15 protein-coding genes are annotated in these 14,804 nt (G+C 69.8%); 12 read left to right on the forward strand and 3 right to left on the reverse strand.

Annotated features, from left to right (window positions below; translation table 11 throughout):
* Window positions 1–162 precede the first annotated feature (162 nt).
* From trxA to AB2U09_RS17035, 3 genes are all read left to right on the forward strand, one after another.
* A complete protein-coding gene (trxA, locus tag AB2U09_RS17025) occupies window positions 163–615 on the forward strand; it encodes a thioredoxin (protein ID WP_459193926.1) in 453 nt (150 codons plus the stop codon).
* Between the two features lie 94 nt (window positions 616–709).
* Entirely contained in the window at window positions 710–1,789 is a 1,080-nt protein-coding gene (locus tag AB2U09_RS17030) for a hemolysin family protein (protein ID WP_459193927.1), read from the forward strand.
* 132 nt (window positions 1,790–1,921) lie between these two features.
* Window positions 1,922–2,593: a metal-dependent hydrolase gene (locus AB2U09_RS17035; RefSeq protein ID WP_459193928.1), complete on the forward strand. Its 672-nt coding sequence runs from the start codon at window positions 1,922–1,924 to the stop codon at window positions 2,591–2,593.
* A gap of 33 nt (window positions 2,594–2,626) precedes the next feature.
* Here the strand turns inward: AB2U09_RS17035 and thrC are convergent, their stop codons facing one another.
* Window positions 2,627–3,895 carry a threonine synthase gene (thrC, locus tag AB2U09_RS17040; protein ID WP_459193929.1) on the reverse strand — a complete coding sequence of 423 codons (1,269 nt, stop codon included), beginning with the start codon at window positions 3,893–3,895 and terminating at the stop codon, window positions 2,627–2,629.
* 126 nt (window positions 3,896–4,021) lie between these two features.
* On the opposite strand from thrC, the gene AB2U09_RS17045 reads away from it, so the two are divergent.
* The 9 genes from AB2U09_RS17045 (at window position 4,022) to bioD (ending at window position 11,229) form a co-directional block, all read left to right on the forward strand.
* A complete protein-coding gene (locus AB2U09_RS17045) occupies window positions 4,022–4,687 on the forward strand; it encodes a helix-turn-helix domain-containing protein (protein WP_459193930.1) in 666 nt (221 codons plus the stop codon).
* A gap of 75 nt (window positions 4,688–4,762) precedes the next feature.
* Entirely contained in the window at window positions 4,763–5,098 is a 336-nt protein-coding gene (locus tag AB2U09_RS17050; protein ID WP_459193931.1) for a DUF7344 domain-containing protein, read from the forward strand.
* Between the two features lie 111 nt (window positions 5,099–5,209).
* Entirely contained in the window at window positions 5,210–5,914 is a 705-nt protein-coding gene (locus AB2U09_RS17055) for a protein sorting system archaetidylserine synthase (RefSeq protein ID WP_459193932.1), read from the forward strand.
* An 82-nt stretch (window positions 5,915–5,996) separates the two neighbouring features.
* The gene (locus AB2U09_RS17060) at window positions 5,997–6,242 is read left to right on the forward strand and encodes a hypothetical protein (protein WP_459193933.1); all 246 of its coding nucleotides are present in this window, start codon (window positions 5,997–5,999) and stop codon (window positions 6,240–6,242) included.
* A gap of 67 nt (window positions 6,243–6,309) precedes the next feature.
* On the forward strand, window positions 6,310–7,434 hold the full coding sequence (gene bioB, locus AB2U09_RS17065; protein ID WP_459193934.1) for a biotin synthase BioB: 1,125 nt from the start codon (window positions 6,310–6,312) through the stop codon (window positions 7,432–7,434).
* 30 nt (window positions 7,435–7,464) lie between these two features.
* Complete coding sequence (bioU, locus tag AB2U09_RS17070; RefSeq protein WP_459193935.1) at window positions 7,465–8,565, forward strand: (S)-8-amino-7-oxononanoate synthase BioU; 1,101 nt, start codon at window positions 7,465–7,467, stop codon at window positions 8,563–8,565.
* 88 nt (window positions 8,566–8,653) lie between these two features.
* The gene (locus AB2U09_RS17075; protein ID WP_459193936.1) at window positions 8,654–9,253 is read left to right on the forward strand and encodes a hypothetical protein; all 600 of its coding nucleotides are present in this window, start codon (window positions 8,654–8,656) and stop codon (window positions 9,251–9,253) included.
* A 63-nt stretch (window positions 9,254–9,316) separates the two neighbouring features.
* Window positions 9,317–10,528 (forward strand): aminotransferase class I/II-fold pyridoxal phosphate-dependent enzyme, encoded by a 1,212-nt coding sequence (locus AB2U09_RS17080; protein ID WP_459193937.1) that lies wholly within the window; start codon window positions 9,317–9,319, stop codon window positions 10,526–10,528.
* Window positions 10,525–11,229, forward strand: coding sequence for a dethiobiotin synthase (gene bioD, locus AB2U09_RS17085; RefSeq protein ID WP_459193938.1), 705 nt, complete (start codon window positions 10,525–10,527; stop codon window positions 11,227–11,229). The genes AB2U09_RS17080 and bioD overlap by 4 nt, the downstream gene beginning before the upstream one ends.
* Before the next feature lie 257 nt (window positions 11,230–11,486).
* Here bioD and AB2U09_RS17090 read toward each other — a convergent pair whose 3' ends face one another.
* Window positions 11,487–12,551 (reverse strand): phosphotransacetylase family protein, encoded by a 1,065-nt coding sequence (locus tag AB2U09_RS17090; RefSeq protein WP_459193939.1) that lies wholly within the window; start codon window positions 12,549–12,551, stop codon window positions 11,487–11,489.
* Window positions 12,548–14,650, reverse strand: coding sequence for an acetate--CoA ligase family protein (locus AB2U09_RS17095; protein ID WP_459193940.1), 2,103 nt, complete (start codon window positions 14,648–14,650; stop codon window positions 12,548–12,550). The genes AB2U09_RS17090 and AB2U09_RS17095 overlap by 4 nt, the downstream gene beginning before the upstream one ends.
* Window positions 14,651–14,804: the final 154 nt, after the last annotated feature.

The following is a 14,804-nucleotide window of genomic DNA, read 5'->3' on the forward strand; positions in this document are numbered from 1 at the left end:
TACCGTCTGTCGGCCGTCATTCGCCCGTATGACGGACCCGCCGCTGCCGGCGAGGGTCCAACGCTGGCGTCCGGGATCCGACACTGGCACGCGAGGCGCAGGACGGTGTCCGGGGATCCGCCGCCGTGCAGATTATACCGTGCAAGGACGTACTCAGGGGCGATGAGTGAAGCGAGCGACGACCCGACCGACGAAGAACTCGAACGTATCCGCGAACGGAAGAGAGAGCGACTCAAGTCCGAGGGCCCCGGCGCGACCGGCGCGTCCGACGCCGAGTCGGGAGGCGCGGCCAGCGGGACTCCCGACGAGCCGGTCCACGTCGACGGACAGGACCACTTCGAGGAGGTCGTCGCCGACGGCGTCGTCCTCGTCGACTTCTACGCGGACTGGTGCGGGCCCTGCAAGATGCTCGAACCGATCGTCGAGGACCTCGCGGAGACGACCGACGCGACCGTCGCGAAGGTGGACGTCGACGCCCACCAGGGACTCGCGCGCGAGTACGGCGTCCAGGGCGTCCCGACGATGTTCCTGTTCGTCGACGGCGAAGCGACCGAACGCCGCGTCGGCGTCCAGGACGAGGCCGAGCTGCGCGAACTTATCAATCGAAACACCTAACGGGTTCGACGGATAGGGCTATCGCCCGCTGCGGCCGCCCGGGGAGGCTAAGAGTCCCCAACGGTTTTGTCTCCGACCAGACAATACCACGGCGATGAGTACGCTGGTGACAGCCGCCAGACTGCTGGGTGGCGTGTTCCTGTTGCTGTCGAACGGCTTTTTCGTCGCCATCGAGTTCGCCATGACTCGCGTTCGACAGTTCCCGGAATCCGAGTTCGAAGGCAATCGCGGTCTCGAACGGGCCTGGGAGATGACCGAGAAGCTAGAGATCTATCTCTCGGGCTGTCAGGTGGGGATCACTATCTCCAGCGTCAGTCTCGGCGTGGTCGCCGAACCGGCCGCGACGGCCGTCATCGCCGGTGGCCTCCAGACCGTCGGGCTGGCGGCACCCCAGAGCGGTCACACGACGCTCTCGATCGCCCTCTCGCTGGCGCTGATCAACGTCCTCCACGTCATCGTCGGCGAGCAGACGCCGACGTACTTCGGCGTCGAGCGGACGAAGACCGCCGCCAAGTACGGTGCGCCGGTGCTGTACTGGTGGTCGAGGCTCACGTACCCGATCATCTACCTCGCCGACCGCGTCGCCAAGGGGATCCTCCGGCAGTTCGGCATCACTATCGCTCGGTCGTGGACAGAGGGCGAGGCCGGCGAGGAACTGCCGAGTTCCCGGTCGGAACTGCGCCGCCAGATGGGCGAGTCGCTGGGTAACCTCGGCCTCTCGGACGAGCGCCAGGACGAGGTTCTCAACGCGTTGCGGATCGGCGAGATGTCCGTCGAGGAGGTGATGGTGCCGCGCGAGGAGATCGTCGCGCTGTCGACGGAGGACTCCGTCGAATCGGCCATCGAGACGATGGGATCGTCGCCGAACGTCCGGTTCCCGCTCGTCGGCGAGGACCTGGAGGACTTCGTCGGCGTCGTCTACACGCCCGAAGTCATCGGCCGGATCGACGAACTGGAGTCCGGCGAGGTGACGGTCGAGGACCTCGCCGCCCCGCCGATGACGGTCAGCCCGGACGTGAACGTCAGCGACCTCATCGACCAGTTCCAGACGAACAACCAGGAGCTCGCGCTGGTACTCTCCGAGGGCGTCGTCGAAGGACTGGTCACCGCCACCGACGCCTTCGAGGCCATCGCCGGCGATCTGGAAGACCCGATGGACAAGGAGATGGAGTAAGCCGAGTTCGACCCAGCCGTCGGTCTGAAGTCCCCGACCAGCACCGACGCCTGGCCGCCGTCGGCCGTTGGCCCCGTTGCGTCGGCGGGATCGTCCTGAAAGATTATGCTACTGGATACCACAGGGACTGCCATGCCTTCGACGCTGGTCCATCTCGCCTTCGGCGGGATGATCGCCGCCGCGCTGCTGGGATCGGTCTTCGACCGCCGTTCCCTGCTCGTCGTCCTCGCCGTGACCGCCGCACCGGATCTGGATTCGTTCATCGCCCTCGTCTCGGTCGCGGGTCACCGGACGGTGTTACACACGTATCTCATTCCCATCCTCGGGAGCGTGGCGCTGTACGCCGACATCCGGTTCCGTGACCGCTCGTTCGTGCGCGACCGGTGGGGACCTCGCGGGATCCGCATCGCCTGGGTCAGCATCGCCGCGCTCGCGTTCGCGGGGATCGGGCTGGACTTCGTCGACCACGGCGTCAACCCGCTGTGGCCGTTCCACGACCAGTTCTACGTCCTCGACGGCCGCTTCGAGATCTCCGACCAGCGGGGCATCGTGCAGTCGTACGTCGACCTCAGTCCCGAGACCGAGCAGACCGGGCCGCAGAGCCGCGGCTCCTCACAGGAAGTCAACATCTCCACCGGCGTCGACCCCAATCCCGGCGGCGAGGGCGGCGGCCCCGACCCGGACACCGTCGAGGACCCCGAGCGGATGTTCCCGATCGTCCGTCACGGCTGGCAGCTCGCGATTCTGGTCACCGGGACGGTCGTGACCGCGGCCCGACTCCGGATGGGCGACGTCGAGAACTGAGCGACCTGCGCAGCGACGAACGGCGGCCCCTGATTAGATGTCGTCGGGGAGCCCGTCGCCGGCGGCGTCGACGGCGATCACGTCGTCGACGGCCTGCCGGGCGCTGGCCGTGTCCTTGAGGCCGGTCCCGGTGGCGACGACGACGACGCGCTCGCCGGCGGCGACGGTCCCGCGCTCGCGGGCCGCCCGGACGCCGGCGACGGCCGCCGCGCTCGCGGGCTCGGCGAAGACCCCCTCGCACTCCCCGAGGAGGCGCTGGGCGTCGAGGATCTCCTCGTCGGAGACGACGAGGGCGTCGCCGCCGCTCTCCCGGAGCGCGCGGCAGGCCTTGCCCGCGTTGTGCGGGACGCTCACGTCGATGCTGTCGGCGGTCGTCTCGTCGGCCTCGTCGGACGACCGCTCGCCGCCGTCTGCGACGCGCGGTGCGTCGGCGTCCCCGTCGTCCCCGCGGTCGGTGTCGGATTCGGCGACGAACTGGTCGTAGATAGCGGTCGCGCCCTCGGCCTGCACGCCGAGCATCCGCGGGGCGTCGTCGAGCAGCCCCATGCGCTCGAAGTCGCGGAGGCCCTTCCACGCGCCGGCGAGCGAGCAGCCGTTGCCCATCGGCATGACCACCCAGTCGGCGTCGGGGGCCTGCTCGGCGAGTTCGAACCCGAGGGTCCGCTTGCCCTCCACGGCGTAGGGGTTCATCGCCGCGTTGCGGTTGTACCAGCCGCGCTCGGCCGAGACCTCGCGGCAGAGTTCGTAGGCGTCGGCGTAGGTGCCGTCGACGCCCAGCACCGTGGCGCCGTAGAGGCGCGGCTGGACGGCCTTGGCCTCCGGGAGGTCCGCGGGGACGAAGATGCGGCAGTCGAGGCCGGCGCGGGCGGCGTAGCCGGCGAGCGAGGCGGCGGCGTTGCCGGTCGACGCGCAGGCGACCACGTCGTGGCCCTGCTGGCGGGCGCGGGAGACGACGACCGCGCTCCCGCGGTCCTTGTTCGACCCGGTCGGGTTCGTCGTCTCGTTTTTCACGAACGCCTCGACACCCAGCGCGTCGCCGAGCGCGGGCGCGTCGAGCAGGTCGGTCCCGCCGGCGCCGAGCCTGACGGGCTCGCCGTCGACGGGGAGCAGCGGTTCGTAGGTCCACAGGTCCTCGGTCGGGCCGTCGAGCGCGGCGGCCGCGCGCTCGCGGAGGGCGTCGTAATCGTAGCGCACGTCGAGGATGCCGGCGACGCCGTCGTGGGCCGGGCAGGTGTACTCGACGTCGCCGGGGGCGTAGCGTCGACCGCAGCGTTCGCAGGCCAGCGCCTCGACCGGGGTCATCGTGTCGTTCGATTCCCAGTCGGTCCGACCGTCACAAATGCCTTCTGGCTTTCCGACGGGTAACTGGTAGCGACTCCCAGCCAATCCGTAAACGAGGTTTTCCCGACGTGCGCGCTTGTCCCGGTCGTGAGCCTCTTCGCCGAGTTCCAGATCCCGTCGACGGAGTTCGCGCTGTCCTCCACGCTCGAACGACTGCCCGACCTCGTCGTCGAGATCGACCGCGTCGCCGCCACGGACGAACTGCTGACGCCGTACTTCTGGGTCTCAGAGACCGACCTCGAGGCCTTCGAGTCGGTCGCGGCCGAGGACCCGACCGTCGACGACCTCCGGCGCCTCGACGACTTCGAGTCCGCGTCCCTGTACCGGGCGACGTGGACGGGTAACGTCGACACCGTCGTCTACGCCTACACCCAGGCCGGGGCGACGATTCTCGAAGCGAAGGGACAGGCCGGCGTCTGGGACGTCAAGATCCGCTTCGACGACCGCGAGCCCTTCGACGAGTTCCGCGCGTACACCGATCGCCACGACATCTCCTTCCGCCTCGAACAGCTCTACGAGACCTCCCGCGCCCGGACGGGCAGCCGGTACGGTCTCTCCGAGAAGCAACACGAGGCACTGAACACCGCTTGGGAGCTGGGTTACTTCGAGGAGCCCCGGGAGACGACGCTCGACGCGGTCGCCGCTGAACTCGACATCGCTCGCCAGTCGCTCTCCCAGCGGTTGCGCCGTGGGCATCGCGCGCTGATCGCCAACACGCTCCGCGTGACGCCGCTCGGCGAGGAGAAAGCGTAGGGCCCGACCGCCCCCTGATAAACCCCTGCCGTACGCAGTACGAAGTTCTACCCGGGTGGCGCTATACGTCCCTGTATGGAAACGCACCCGACCGACGAGACGCGCTCGGTAACGGACGCCTTCGGTCTCCTCGGTCACCGGTATCGTCGGTACGCGGTCCGGGCCTTCGACGAGCACCAGTGCGAACTCACGCTCGCGGACCTGGCCGACGAGACGGCCCGCCGCGAGTACGAGGAGGACCTGACCGCCATCGACTCCGCGGACGTCCGGGATGTGTACCTGTCCCTCTATCACCGACACGTCCCGAAACTCGCCCACGGGAACGCCGTCTCCTACGACCAGGAAGCGGACATCGTCGCGCCGCTGGACCGCATCGACTCGCTCGTGCAGGTCCTCGACGCGATCGAGTGAGCCGCCAGACGGTTCAGGACTCGCGTATCGCCTCGAGGCCCCCGTCGGACCGAGATCGGTGACGGCCGCGCTTCCCCGTGATTGATGTACCCCGTCACCGACAGCGGTGGTATGAACGAGGGGCTGCGGGTGCGCGAGCGGATCGGAGTCGCCGACGCGGTCACGCTCGCCAACGCCGTCGTCGGCTTCGTCGCCGGCGTCGTCGCGCTCTCGGACCCGACGCTCGCCGCCCGACTCGTCCTGCTGGCCGCCATCGCCGACGCCCTCGACGGCATCGTCGCCCGACAGTTCGGCGGCACGGCCGTCGGCCCGCTGCTCGACTCGGTGACGGACGTGGTCTCGTTCGGCGCGACGCCGGCCCTGCTGCTGTACGGCGCCGCGGCCGCCGAGTGGGGCTGGCTGGGCGACGGTCTCGCCGCGGCGCCTCCTGCTCAGGCCGCCGCCGCCCTCGGTGTCGGCTCGCTGTTCGTGGTCTTCTCCATCGTCAGGACCGCGCTGTACAGCGAGTTCGTCGGCGAGGGGGAGAACCGGCCAGGCATCCAGAACACGCTGGGGGCGACGATCCTCGCCGCGGCGTACCTCGCTGGCCTCACGTGGATCCCGGGGCTGCTCGCCGTCGCAGCGGTCCTCTCGCTGGCGATGGTCGCCCCGGTCCCGTACCCGAAACTGCTCGCTCGCGACGCCGGGGTCCTCGGCGTCGTGCAGGCGGCGGCCATCGTCGCGCCGCTCGCGTTCGATCGCGTGCTGCCGCGCTTCCTGCTGGTCGCCGCGCTCGCGTACATGCTGCTCGCCCCGCGGTTCTACTGGGGCGAGTGAGCGCCCGCCGCGCCGGCCGAAGCCGCCGGGACGGCCGCGAGTCGGCGACAGCCTTACCCGACGTCGGAGTGAGCGATACGACGTGACGCCGAAACGGCCGATTTGGTATCGGTCGAGCCCGCTCGTCGGTGCGTTCGGAGGTGCCGCGAGCGCAGCCTGGTACGACGCCACCGGAGCGGCGCTGACCGGCGGCGGGTTCGACCTCGTTACCGGCCTCGCTGACGCGCTGTTCTCCGTCCACCCGCTCGTCGGCTATCTCGGATTCGTCGGCCTGGGGACCGCTCTCGGGTCCCTCTTCGCTCGGATCGACGTACCCGACAGCGAGTGACGACGGCGGTCCCCAGACCTCTCTAGCCACCAGAACTTTTTTCGCACGGTCAACCGACGATCCGATCGTGGTTTACGAGACCGGTAATCGAACGATAGACGACGCCGTCGAGCGCGTGCTGGCCGGCGAGCGGCTGACCCGGCGGGACGGGATCGCGCTGATCGCACAGCCGGTTGACGAGCTGGCCGCGGCGGCCGACGCCGTCCGCGCGCACTTCGGCGACGGGACGGTCGACGCCTGCTCGATCGTCAACGCGAAGGCGGGCGACTGCGCCGAGGACTGCGGCTTCTGCGCCCAGTCGGTCCACTTCGACACCGGCATCGACACCTACGGCTTCCTCGACCCCGAGTCGATCCTCGAAGCCGCCAAGCGCGCCGAGCGCGACGGCGCCCAGCGGTTCGGCATCGTCGTCGCCGAGAAGGGCGTCTCCAAGGAGCACCGCCCCGAGGAGTGGGAGGAAGTCCTCCGTGCGATCCGGCTGGTCCGCGACGAGACCGACGTGGAGGTCGACGCCTCGCTCGGCATCCTCACCGAGGAGGAGGCCCGGATACTCGCCGCGGAGGGCATCAACCACTACAATCACAACATCGAGACCTCGCCGAACTTCTTCCCCGAGATCGTCGATTCCCACTCCTTCGAGGACCGCGTCGAGACGCTCGAAGTCGCGAAAGAGGCGGGGATGGACCTCTGCGCGGGCGTCATTTTGGGGATGGGCGAGAGCCCGACCGATAGAGTCGACGCGGCGGTCGCCCTGCAGGAGGTCGGCGTCTCCTCGCTGCCGGTGAATATCCTCAATCCGGTGGCGGGAACGCCGCTCGGCGAGCGCTTTGACGACGGCGCCCGGATCACGACCGAGGAGATCATCCAGACCATCGCGGTGTACCGGCTGCTCCACCCCGAAGCCCGGGTGCGTCTGACGGGCGGTCGGGAGGCGAACCTCGACGCCGACGAGCAACACCTGCCCTTCGAGGCGGGCGCAGACGGCATGCTCACCGGCGATTACCTGACGACCGAGGGCCAGTCCGCCGCCGACGACATCGAGATCGTCGAGCGCGCCGGACTGAAACCGAACACGGAGGCGAACGAGTACGACCCGGCCGCGGTGAAAGCGCGGGACGGCGACCCGACCCCTGACCCCGACGGCGAGGCGGACACCGCCGCGGGAAGCGCGACGAGCAACGTTTCCGACTGACGACGCGGTTCAGCGGCGACACACTACAGCATGGACGACGTGACATTGGCGGTACTCGGCACCGGAGGCATCGGCAGACGAACGCTCGACGTATCCCGGCACAAGGAGGGGCTCACCCCCGTCGCGGCCTGCGACCGGGACGGCATCGCCGTCGATCACGAGGGGCTGGACGTCGACGAACTCCTCGACGCGACGGAGGGGAACGTCGCCTCCGGGCCGGCGGAATCGACCGGCCCCGGGGGAGACGACGCTGACGACTACGCCGCCGACGGCGGGCCCCGGGCGGCGACCGCGAGCGACGGCGTGAAACAGACCGGCGAGGGCGCCGGGGTCGTCGCGAGCGAGCAGGGCGATCCGACGGAGACGCCTATCGACGACGTTATCGCCGAGAGCGAGGCGATCGACGCGGTCCTGATCGCCCTCCCGAACCTCGAACACGACTTCATCCCCCGGATCGCCGAGCGGTTCGCCGAGGCCGGCTACGAGGGCGTCCTCGTCGACGTGCTGAAGCGCTCGCGCGTCATCGGGATGCTCGACGACCGCGCCGCGGCGCTGGAGGAGAGCGGCATCACCTTCGTCTGCGGCGCGGGCGCGACGCCGGGCTTTTTGACCGGCGCGGCCGCGCTCGCCGCCCAATCGTTCGTCGAGGTCGAGGAGGTAGAGATCTGGTGGGGCGTCGGCCTCAAGTCGGGCTACGAGGACAACCGCGGGACCGTCCGCGAAGACATCGCGCACCTCGACGGCTACGACGTCGAGACCGCGCGCGAGATGAGCGACGAGGCGATCGAGGAACTCGTCGACGAGCACGACGGCGTGCTGGAGTTCCACGACATGGAACACGCAGACGACGTGCTCCTCGAACGTGCGGGCGTCTGCGACGCCGAGGACGTGTCCGTCGGCGGCGTGCTCGACCTGCGCTCCGACGAGAAACCGACCACGACGACCGTCCGCGTCACCGGCCGCACCTTCGACGGCGAGCGCGGGACGAACACGTTCCGACTGGACGACGCGACGAGCATGGAAGCGAACGTCAACGGGCCGGCGCTAGGCTACCTGAAGACGGCCGTCCTCCGCAACCGGGCCGGCGACTACGGCGTCTACGGCCCCGCCGAGATCATGCCGCGGTTCTGAGCGGCCGCGTCGTTTCTCGCCCACGGTCGATTGACCATCGGTCTCACGCTTCGACCAGCGTTTAGTCCCCGGCCCTCGCAGGACTGCCATGGTCGATCTGGCACCGTTTACGGAGTACTGCGAGTTCGGTGGGGACCGGGTGTACCTCCTGCTGGCGATCGCGCGGTCGAAAGAGAACGAGAATCCGGGGGGCGCGGACGCACCGGCGATCCGGAAGATCGTCGAGAGCGAGGCCGACCTGGAGCGAAAGACGGCGGAACTGGCCCACGAGACGACTCGATTCGAGGAGACCTTCCGCCTCTACCTGACCGTGAACGCTCGCGACGCACTCGACGCGACGTTCGCGCTCCGGCGGTCGATGGACGACTGGATCGAGGCCCGCCTCCACGGCGACGAGGGCGTCCGCGCGAAGTTCAAGCGGGTGGACAGCGAGTTCAAGTCGACGCTCCAGTCTGACGGCTGTCGCGACGAGACGAACTTCCTGTTCGACCTCGACGACGCGACGGCCGACGACCGCGACCGCCTGACGGCGCGGCTCCGCGAACACACGACCGTCTCGCTCGTCAGGGAGACGCCGAACGGCTATCACGTCGTCACCGAGCCGTTCAACTACAACGAGCTGGAGACTGACGTCGAGTACGAACTGAAGACCGACGGGCTGGTCTTCGTCTCGTTCCTCGACGAGTGACGTTCCCGCGGGGCCCCTCGCGGGACCGAAAGGACGAGGGGGCGCCCGCGAGCGAACACACGTATGACCGACCGCGGGTTCGACCTCCGAGCGCGACTGGACGAACGCGACCGTGCGGGGCTCCGCCGCGACCTCCGACCGGCGGAGACCGTCGGCGCACGCGCCCGCTTCGCCGACGACCCGCACGGCGGGGCGCCGGAGTACGGCGAGCAGTCGCTCGTGTTCGCGTCGAACGACTACCTGGGGCTGACGGGCGACCGCCGCGTCCAGCGAGCCGCCGAACTCGCCGCGCGCTCGGTGGGCACCGGCGCCGGCGCGTCGCGGCTCGTGACCGGCGACACCGGACTTCACCGCGCGCTCGAACGCGACCTGGCCGCCTGCAAGGGGGTCGAGCGCGCGCTCGTCTTCTCGTCGGGCTACGCGGCGAACGTCGGCACGATAGACGCGCTCGCGCCGGACGTCGTTTTTTCGGACGAACTGAACCACGCGAGCATCGTCGACGGGTGCCGGATCGGCGCCGGCGAGACGGTCGTCTACGACCACGCCGACGCCGGTGACCTCCGTGCGAAGATGGCCCAGCGAGCCGCCGGATCGCTCGACAGCGGAGGCGAGGAGGACTGGCTCGTCGTCACCGACACTGTGTTCTCAATGGACGGCGACGTGGCGCCGCTGGAGGCGCTCTGCGACGTCGCCGACGAGTTCGGCGCGTGGGTGATGGTCGACGAGGCTCACGCGACGGGGCTGTTCGGCGACGGCGGCGGGGTCGTCCAACGCGAGGGGCTGAGCGACCGCGTCGACGTGCAACTCGGGACGCTCTCGAAGGCGCTGGCGAGCCAGGGCGGCTACGTCGCCGGCGACGAGGCGCTGGTCGAGTACCTCCTCAACGCCGCCCGGCCGTTCGTCTTTTCGACCGGGCTCGCGCCGCCGGCGGTCGGTGCGGCGCGCGAGTCGCTCCGGATCGCCCGCGAAACCGACCGCTCCGAGCGCCTCTGGGAGACGGTCGAGACGCTCCGCTCGGAACTCGAAGCGATGGGCTACGAGGTCCGCGGCGAGACGCAGATCCTCCCGGTGCTGGTCGGCGACCGGGCCGACGCGGTCGCCCTGAGTGAGCGACTCGCCGCGGAGGATGTCGTCGCGCCCGCGATCCGGCCGCCGACGGTCCCCGAGGGGACCGCTCGGATCCGCGTCGCCCCGACGGCAGCCCACACCGCCGCGGACGTCGGGCGCTGTCTGGAAGTGTTCGAAGCCGCCGGGCGGGAGGTGGGTCTGCTGTGACGGACGGCGGATCCGAGGCGCTGTCCGCGTCCGCCGTCGCCGACTTCGCGGTCGTCGGGACCGACACCGGGGTCGGCAAGACCGTCGTGACGGCCGGACTGGTCGGCTGGCTCCGCGAGTCGGGCGTCGAAGCCCGCGCTATCAAACCGGCCCAGACCGGCTATCCGCCGGACGACGACGCCGGATTCGTCGCCGAGGCCTGCGGGAGCGACGACGCCGCGACCTGTCTCGAACGGCTCGCACCGCCGCTCGCCCCGGCCGTTGCCGCGGCGCGCGAGGGGACGGAACTCTCGTACGAAGCGATCCGCGCGGGTTGCGAGGAGGCGCTCGCCGACGCCGCCGTGGGGGTCGTCGAGGGGATCGGTGGGTTGCGCGTCCCGCTGGCCGGAGACGCCGAAGTCGTCGACCTGATCGCCGACCTGGGGGTCCCGGCGCTCGTCGTCGCTCGGTCCGGGCTGGGGACGCTCAATCACTCGGCCCTCACGGTCGAAGCGCTCGAGCGGCGCGACTGTGCGGTCCACGGGATCGTCCTCAACGAGTACGAGGGCGCCTCCGTGACGGAGCGGACTAACCCGGAGACGCTGCGAGAGATGACCGGGCGTCCGGTGTGGACGCTGCCGCCGCTGTCGCTCGACGATCCGACGGCGGCGGTCACCGGCGTCCGGGAGTCGCTCCCGGGCGACGCCGTTCCGGGCACGTGACGAGCGGCCGGCGGCCGACCGCTGTCCGGGTAGGGGTATAACGGGGAACGGCGGGGCGCGAGCCCCGGTGTGTGACACTACGGAGCCGGCTGGCTCCATTCGAAACTACGGATTTCACGTATTAAGTGTAGAGTATCGTTTTCCGGGCCAGCCGCCGCTTTCCCGGCGGTAGCGATGCGTTATCGGCGTCTGAAACGTCGGAAGGAGGATCGTACCCCGGGAGGAGAGGCGGGTTTCGACTGCGGCGCCGTCCCCCGTTAATCGCTGGTTTCGAGCAGCTCGGCCACGTCGGCGTGGTCGGAGACGAGTTCGACCATCCGGTCGACTGTCTCCGGGTCGCGCGTGCGGCCGGTGCTCAGTATGTCCTCGATGCGGTCGACGGTGACTTTCGTGTCCGACTGGACGAGCAGGACCGGTACGTCGGCCTCGGCGGCCTTCCCGAGGATGGCGCCCGAGGGCCTGAGCCCGCCCGTCAGGACGATGGTTTCGATGCCGGGCGCTTCGAGCGCCGCGGCCTGGATCTCCGAGCGGTCGCCGCCGGTGACCATCGCGGCGTCGCGCATCCGACGGAAGTGCCGGAGCGCGGCGTCGCTGCCCATCGCGCCGACGGCGAAGCGCTCGACGAAGCCGTCCGTCGAGGCCTCGGGGTTGAGCAACTCCGCGCCGAGCGAGTCCGCCAGGTCGGCGACGGTGATACCCGCCAGTTCCTGCACCCGCGGGACGATACCCAGCACCGGGATGTCGCGGGCCTCCAGGAACGGCACGACGTCGGTGTTCAGCGAGTCGAAGTTCGCGTCGGCGACGGCGTTGAAGAGGACGCCGGCGAGGTTCCCCTCGAACTGCCGGGCGGCCGCGAGCACCTCGTCGACGTCGGCGGAGTTGGCGTAGCCGCCGACGAGGACCGTCCGCGCGTCGAGGAGTTCAGCCACGTCGGGGTCGGTCAGGCCGACGATGCCGCCCGTAGTGAGACGGCCGCCGCCCTCGACGACGACGAGGTCGTACTGGTCGGCGAGGGCGTCGTAGTGCTCGCGGACGCGCTCGCGCACTTCGCCGTCGCGGTTGCCGCGGATGGCCTCCTCGATGAAGGCGGGGGAGTAGACGACGGGTTCGAGGTCGGCGAGGTCCTCCTCGATGCCGAGCATCTCCTTGGCGAGGATCGGGTCCTCGTCGCGGGTCTTCCCGACGGGACTTTTCAGGCGGGTGCCCTTCGGCTTGAAGTAGCCGACCTCCATGCCCTCCTCCTGGGCGAGTTTCGCGAGCGCGATCGCGATGGCTGTCTTGCCGGTGCCTTCTCCGGTGGACGTGACGAAAATGGGTTTCATAGTTTCTCCTGGTCGATGGTGAGTCGCACGTCGACGGCCTGTGCGCCGTCGGGGGTCGCGACGAGCGGGTTGATGTCCAGTTCGACGATAGCCGGGAAGTCGGTGACCAGCTGCGAGAGCCGCTGGATGGTCTCGACGACCGCCGACTCGTCGACGGGGTCCTGTCCGCGGGCGCCGCGCAGCAGCGGCGCGGCCTCGATCTCGTCTATCATCTCGCGGGCCGAGGGCTCGCTGACCGGCGCGACGCGGACCGTCGTGTCCTCGAGCACCTCGACGAAGATGCCGCCGAGGCCGAAGAGGACGAGCGGGCCGAACTGCGGGTCGCGGTTCATCCCCGCGATGGTCTCGACGGCGCCGTCCATGTCGAGCATCTCCTGGACCTGCACGCCGAGGATGGTCGCGTCGGGCTGGTAGTTGCGCGCCCGCGTCACCAGGTCCTCGTAGGTGTCGCCGACTTCCTCGGGCGGGACACCGACCGCGACGCCGCCGATGTCGGACTTGTGCAGGATGTCCGGACTGACGATCTTCATGACGACCTCGTCGCCGCCGCTGACGCGCTCGGCGACGTCGACCGCGTCCGAGCGCGAGTCGACGATGTCCGCGGCCGGCGTGGGGATGCCGTAGGCGTCGAGCAGGCCCATTGCCTCGACGCCGAGGCGGTTGGTGTCCCGGCGGCCGGCGGATTCGAGGATCTCGCGGGCCGCCTCGCGGTCTACGTCGAACGTCTCGGGTTCGGTGTACTCGCGGCGGCTGATCTCGCGGTACTCGCGGAGCGCGTCGAGGCTCCGAACGGCTCTGGCCGGGTCGAAGTACGTCGGGATGCCGGCGGCCGAGAGCGTGTCGTTCGCGGCGCGCGTCGAGGAGCCGCCCATCAGCGTCGCCGCGACGGGCGTCTCGTACTCGGCCTGCAGGTCGACGACTCGCTCGGCGAGTTCCTCGAACGAGAGCGGCGCCGTCGGACAGGCGAGCACGACGGCGGCGCCGACGTTCGGGTCAGCGAGCGCGATGTCCAGCGCCTCCGCGAAGCGCTCGACGGGCGCGTCGCCGATGATGTCCACCGGGTTGTAGACGTTCGCCTCGTCGGGCAGCGCTTCCTGGAAGGTCTCGATGGTCTCGTCGGTGAACGACGCCAGCGAGAGGGCCGAGTCGCCGACCGCGTCGGTCGTCATCACGCCGGGGCCACCGGCGTTGGTGACGATAGCGACGCCGTCGCGCTCGGGCAGCGGCTGGCCTGCGAGAATGCTCCCGAAGTCGAACAGATCCTGGACCGTCTCGACCCGCAGCACGCCCGCCTGGTCGAGTGCGGCCTCGTAGGCGGCCTCCGAGCCGGCGATGGCGCCGGTGTGTGAGGCGGCAGCCGAGGCGCCGGCCTCGGTGCGGCCGGACTTGACGACAACGATAGGCGTGTCCTTCGACACCTCGCGGGCCGACTCGACGAACGCGCGGCCGTCGACCACGTCTTCGAGGTAGCCGAGGATCACGTCGGTGTCGGGGTCGTCGCCCCACTCGGCGACGAAGTCCGATTCGTCGAGGACGGCCTTGTTGCCCAGCGAGACGACGTTGTGGAAGCCGAGATTCCGGTCGTTGGCCCAGTCGACGACGGCGGTGACGAACGCCCCGGACTGGCTCATGAAGGAGATCGAGCCGGGCTGGGCGTTCTCGGGACCGAACGTCGCGTTCATGCCCAGGTCCGTGTTCATCACGCCGAGACTGTTGGGCCCGACGACGTTGAGGTCGAACTCCTCGGCAATCTCGCGGAGTTCCCGCTCGCGCGAGGCACCCTCGCTCCCCGACTCGCCGAAGCCGGCGGTGATGACGACCACGTCGCGGACGCCCGCCTCGCCGGCCTCGCGGATTGCGTCGAGGGCGATAGACGGCGGGACGACGACGACCGCCACGTCCACGTCGGGGACGTCGCCGACGGCGTCGTGGCTCTCCAGGCCCAGCACCTCGTCTTTCGTGGGGTTGACGGCGACCACGTCCCCCTCGAAGTCGGCGAGGAGGTTCGCCGTGATCGCGCGACCGACGGACCCCTCGCGGTCGGTCGCGCCCACGACCGCGATACGGTCGGGTTCGAACAGCGTTCGTAACTGACCCATCTACCTCGGCCTTCGAGCCGCGGCCGTTTATAAACTGGCCCCGGTTCTCGGCCTGCAGGAAGTCCCCGACGGCGCGGCTGTCCGTCCTCTTCCCCGGAGGCTCGCACGTCCTCGCTGGTGACGAAACTGCCCCGGCAGCTGGATTATAAATGCT

The organism is Halosimplex yunnanense, from assembly GCF_054504345.1.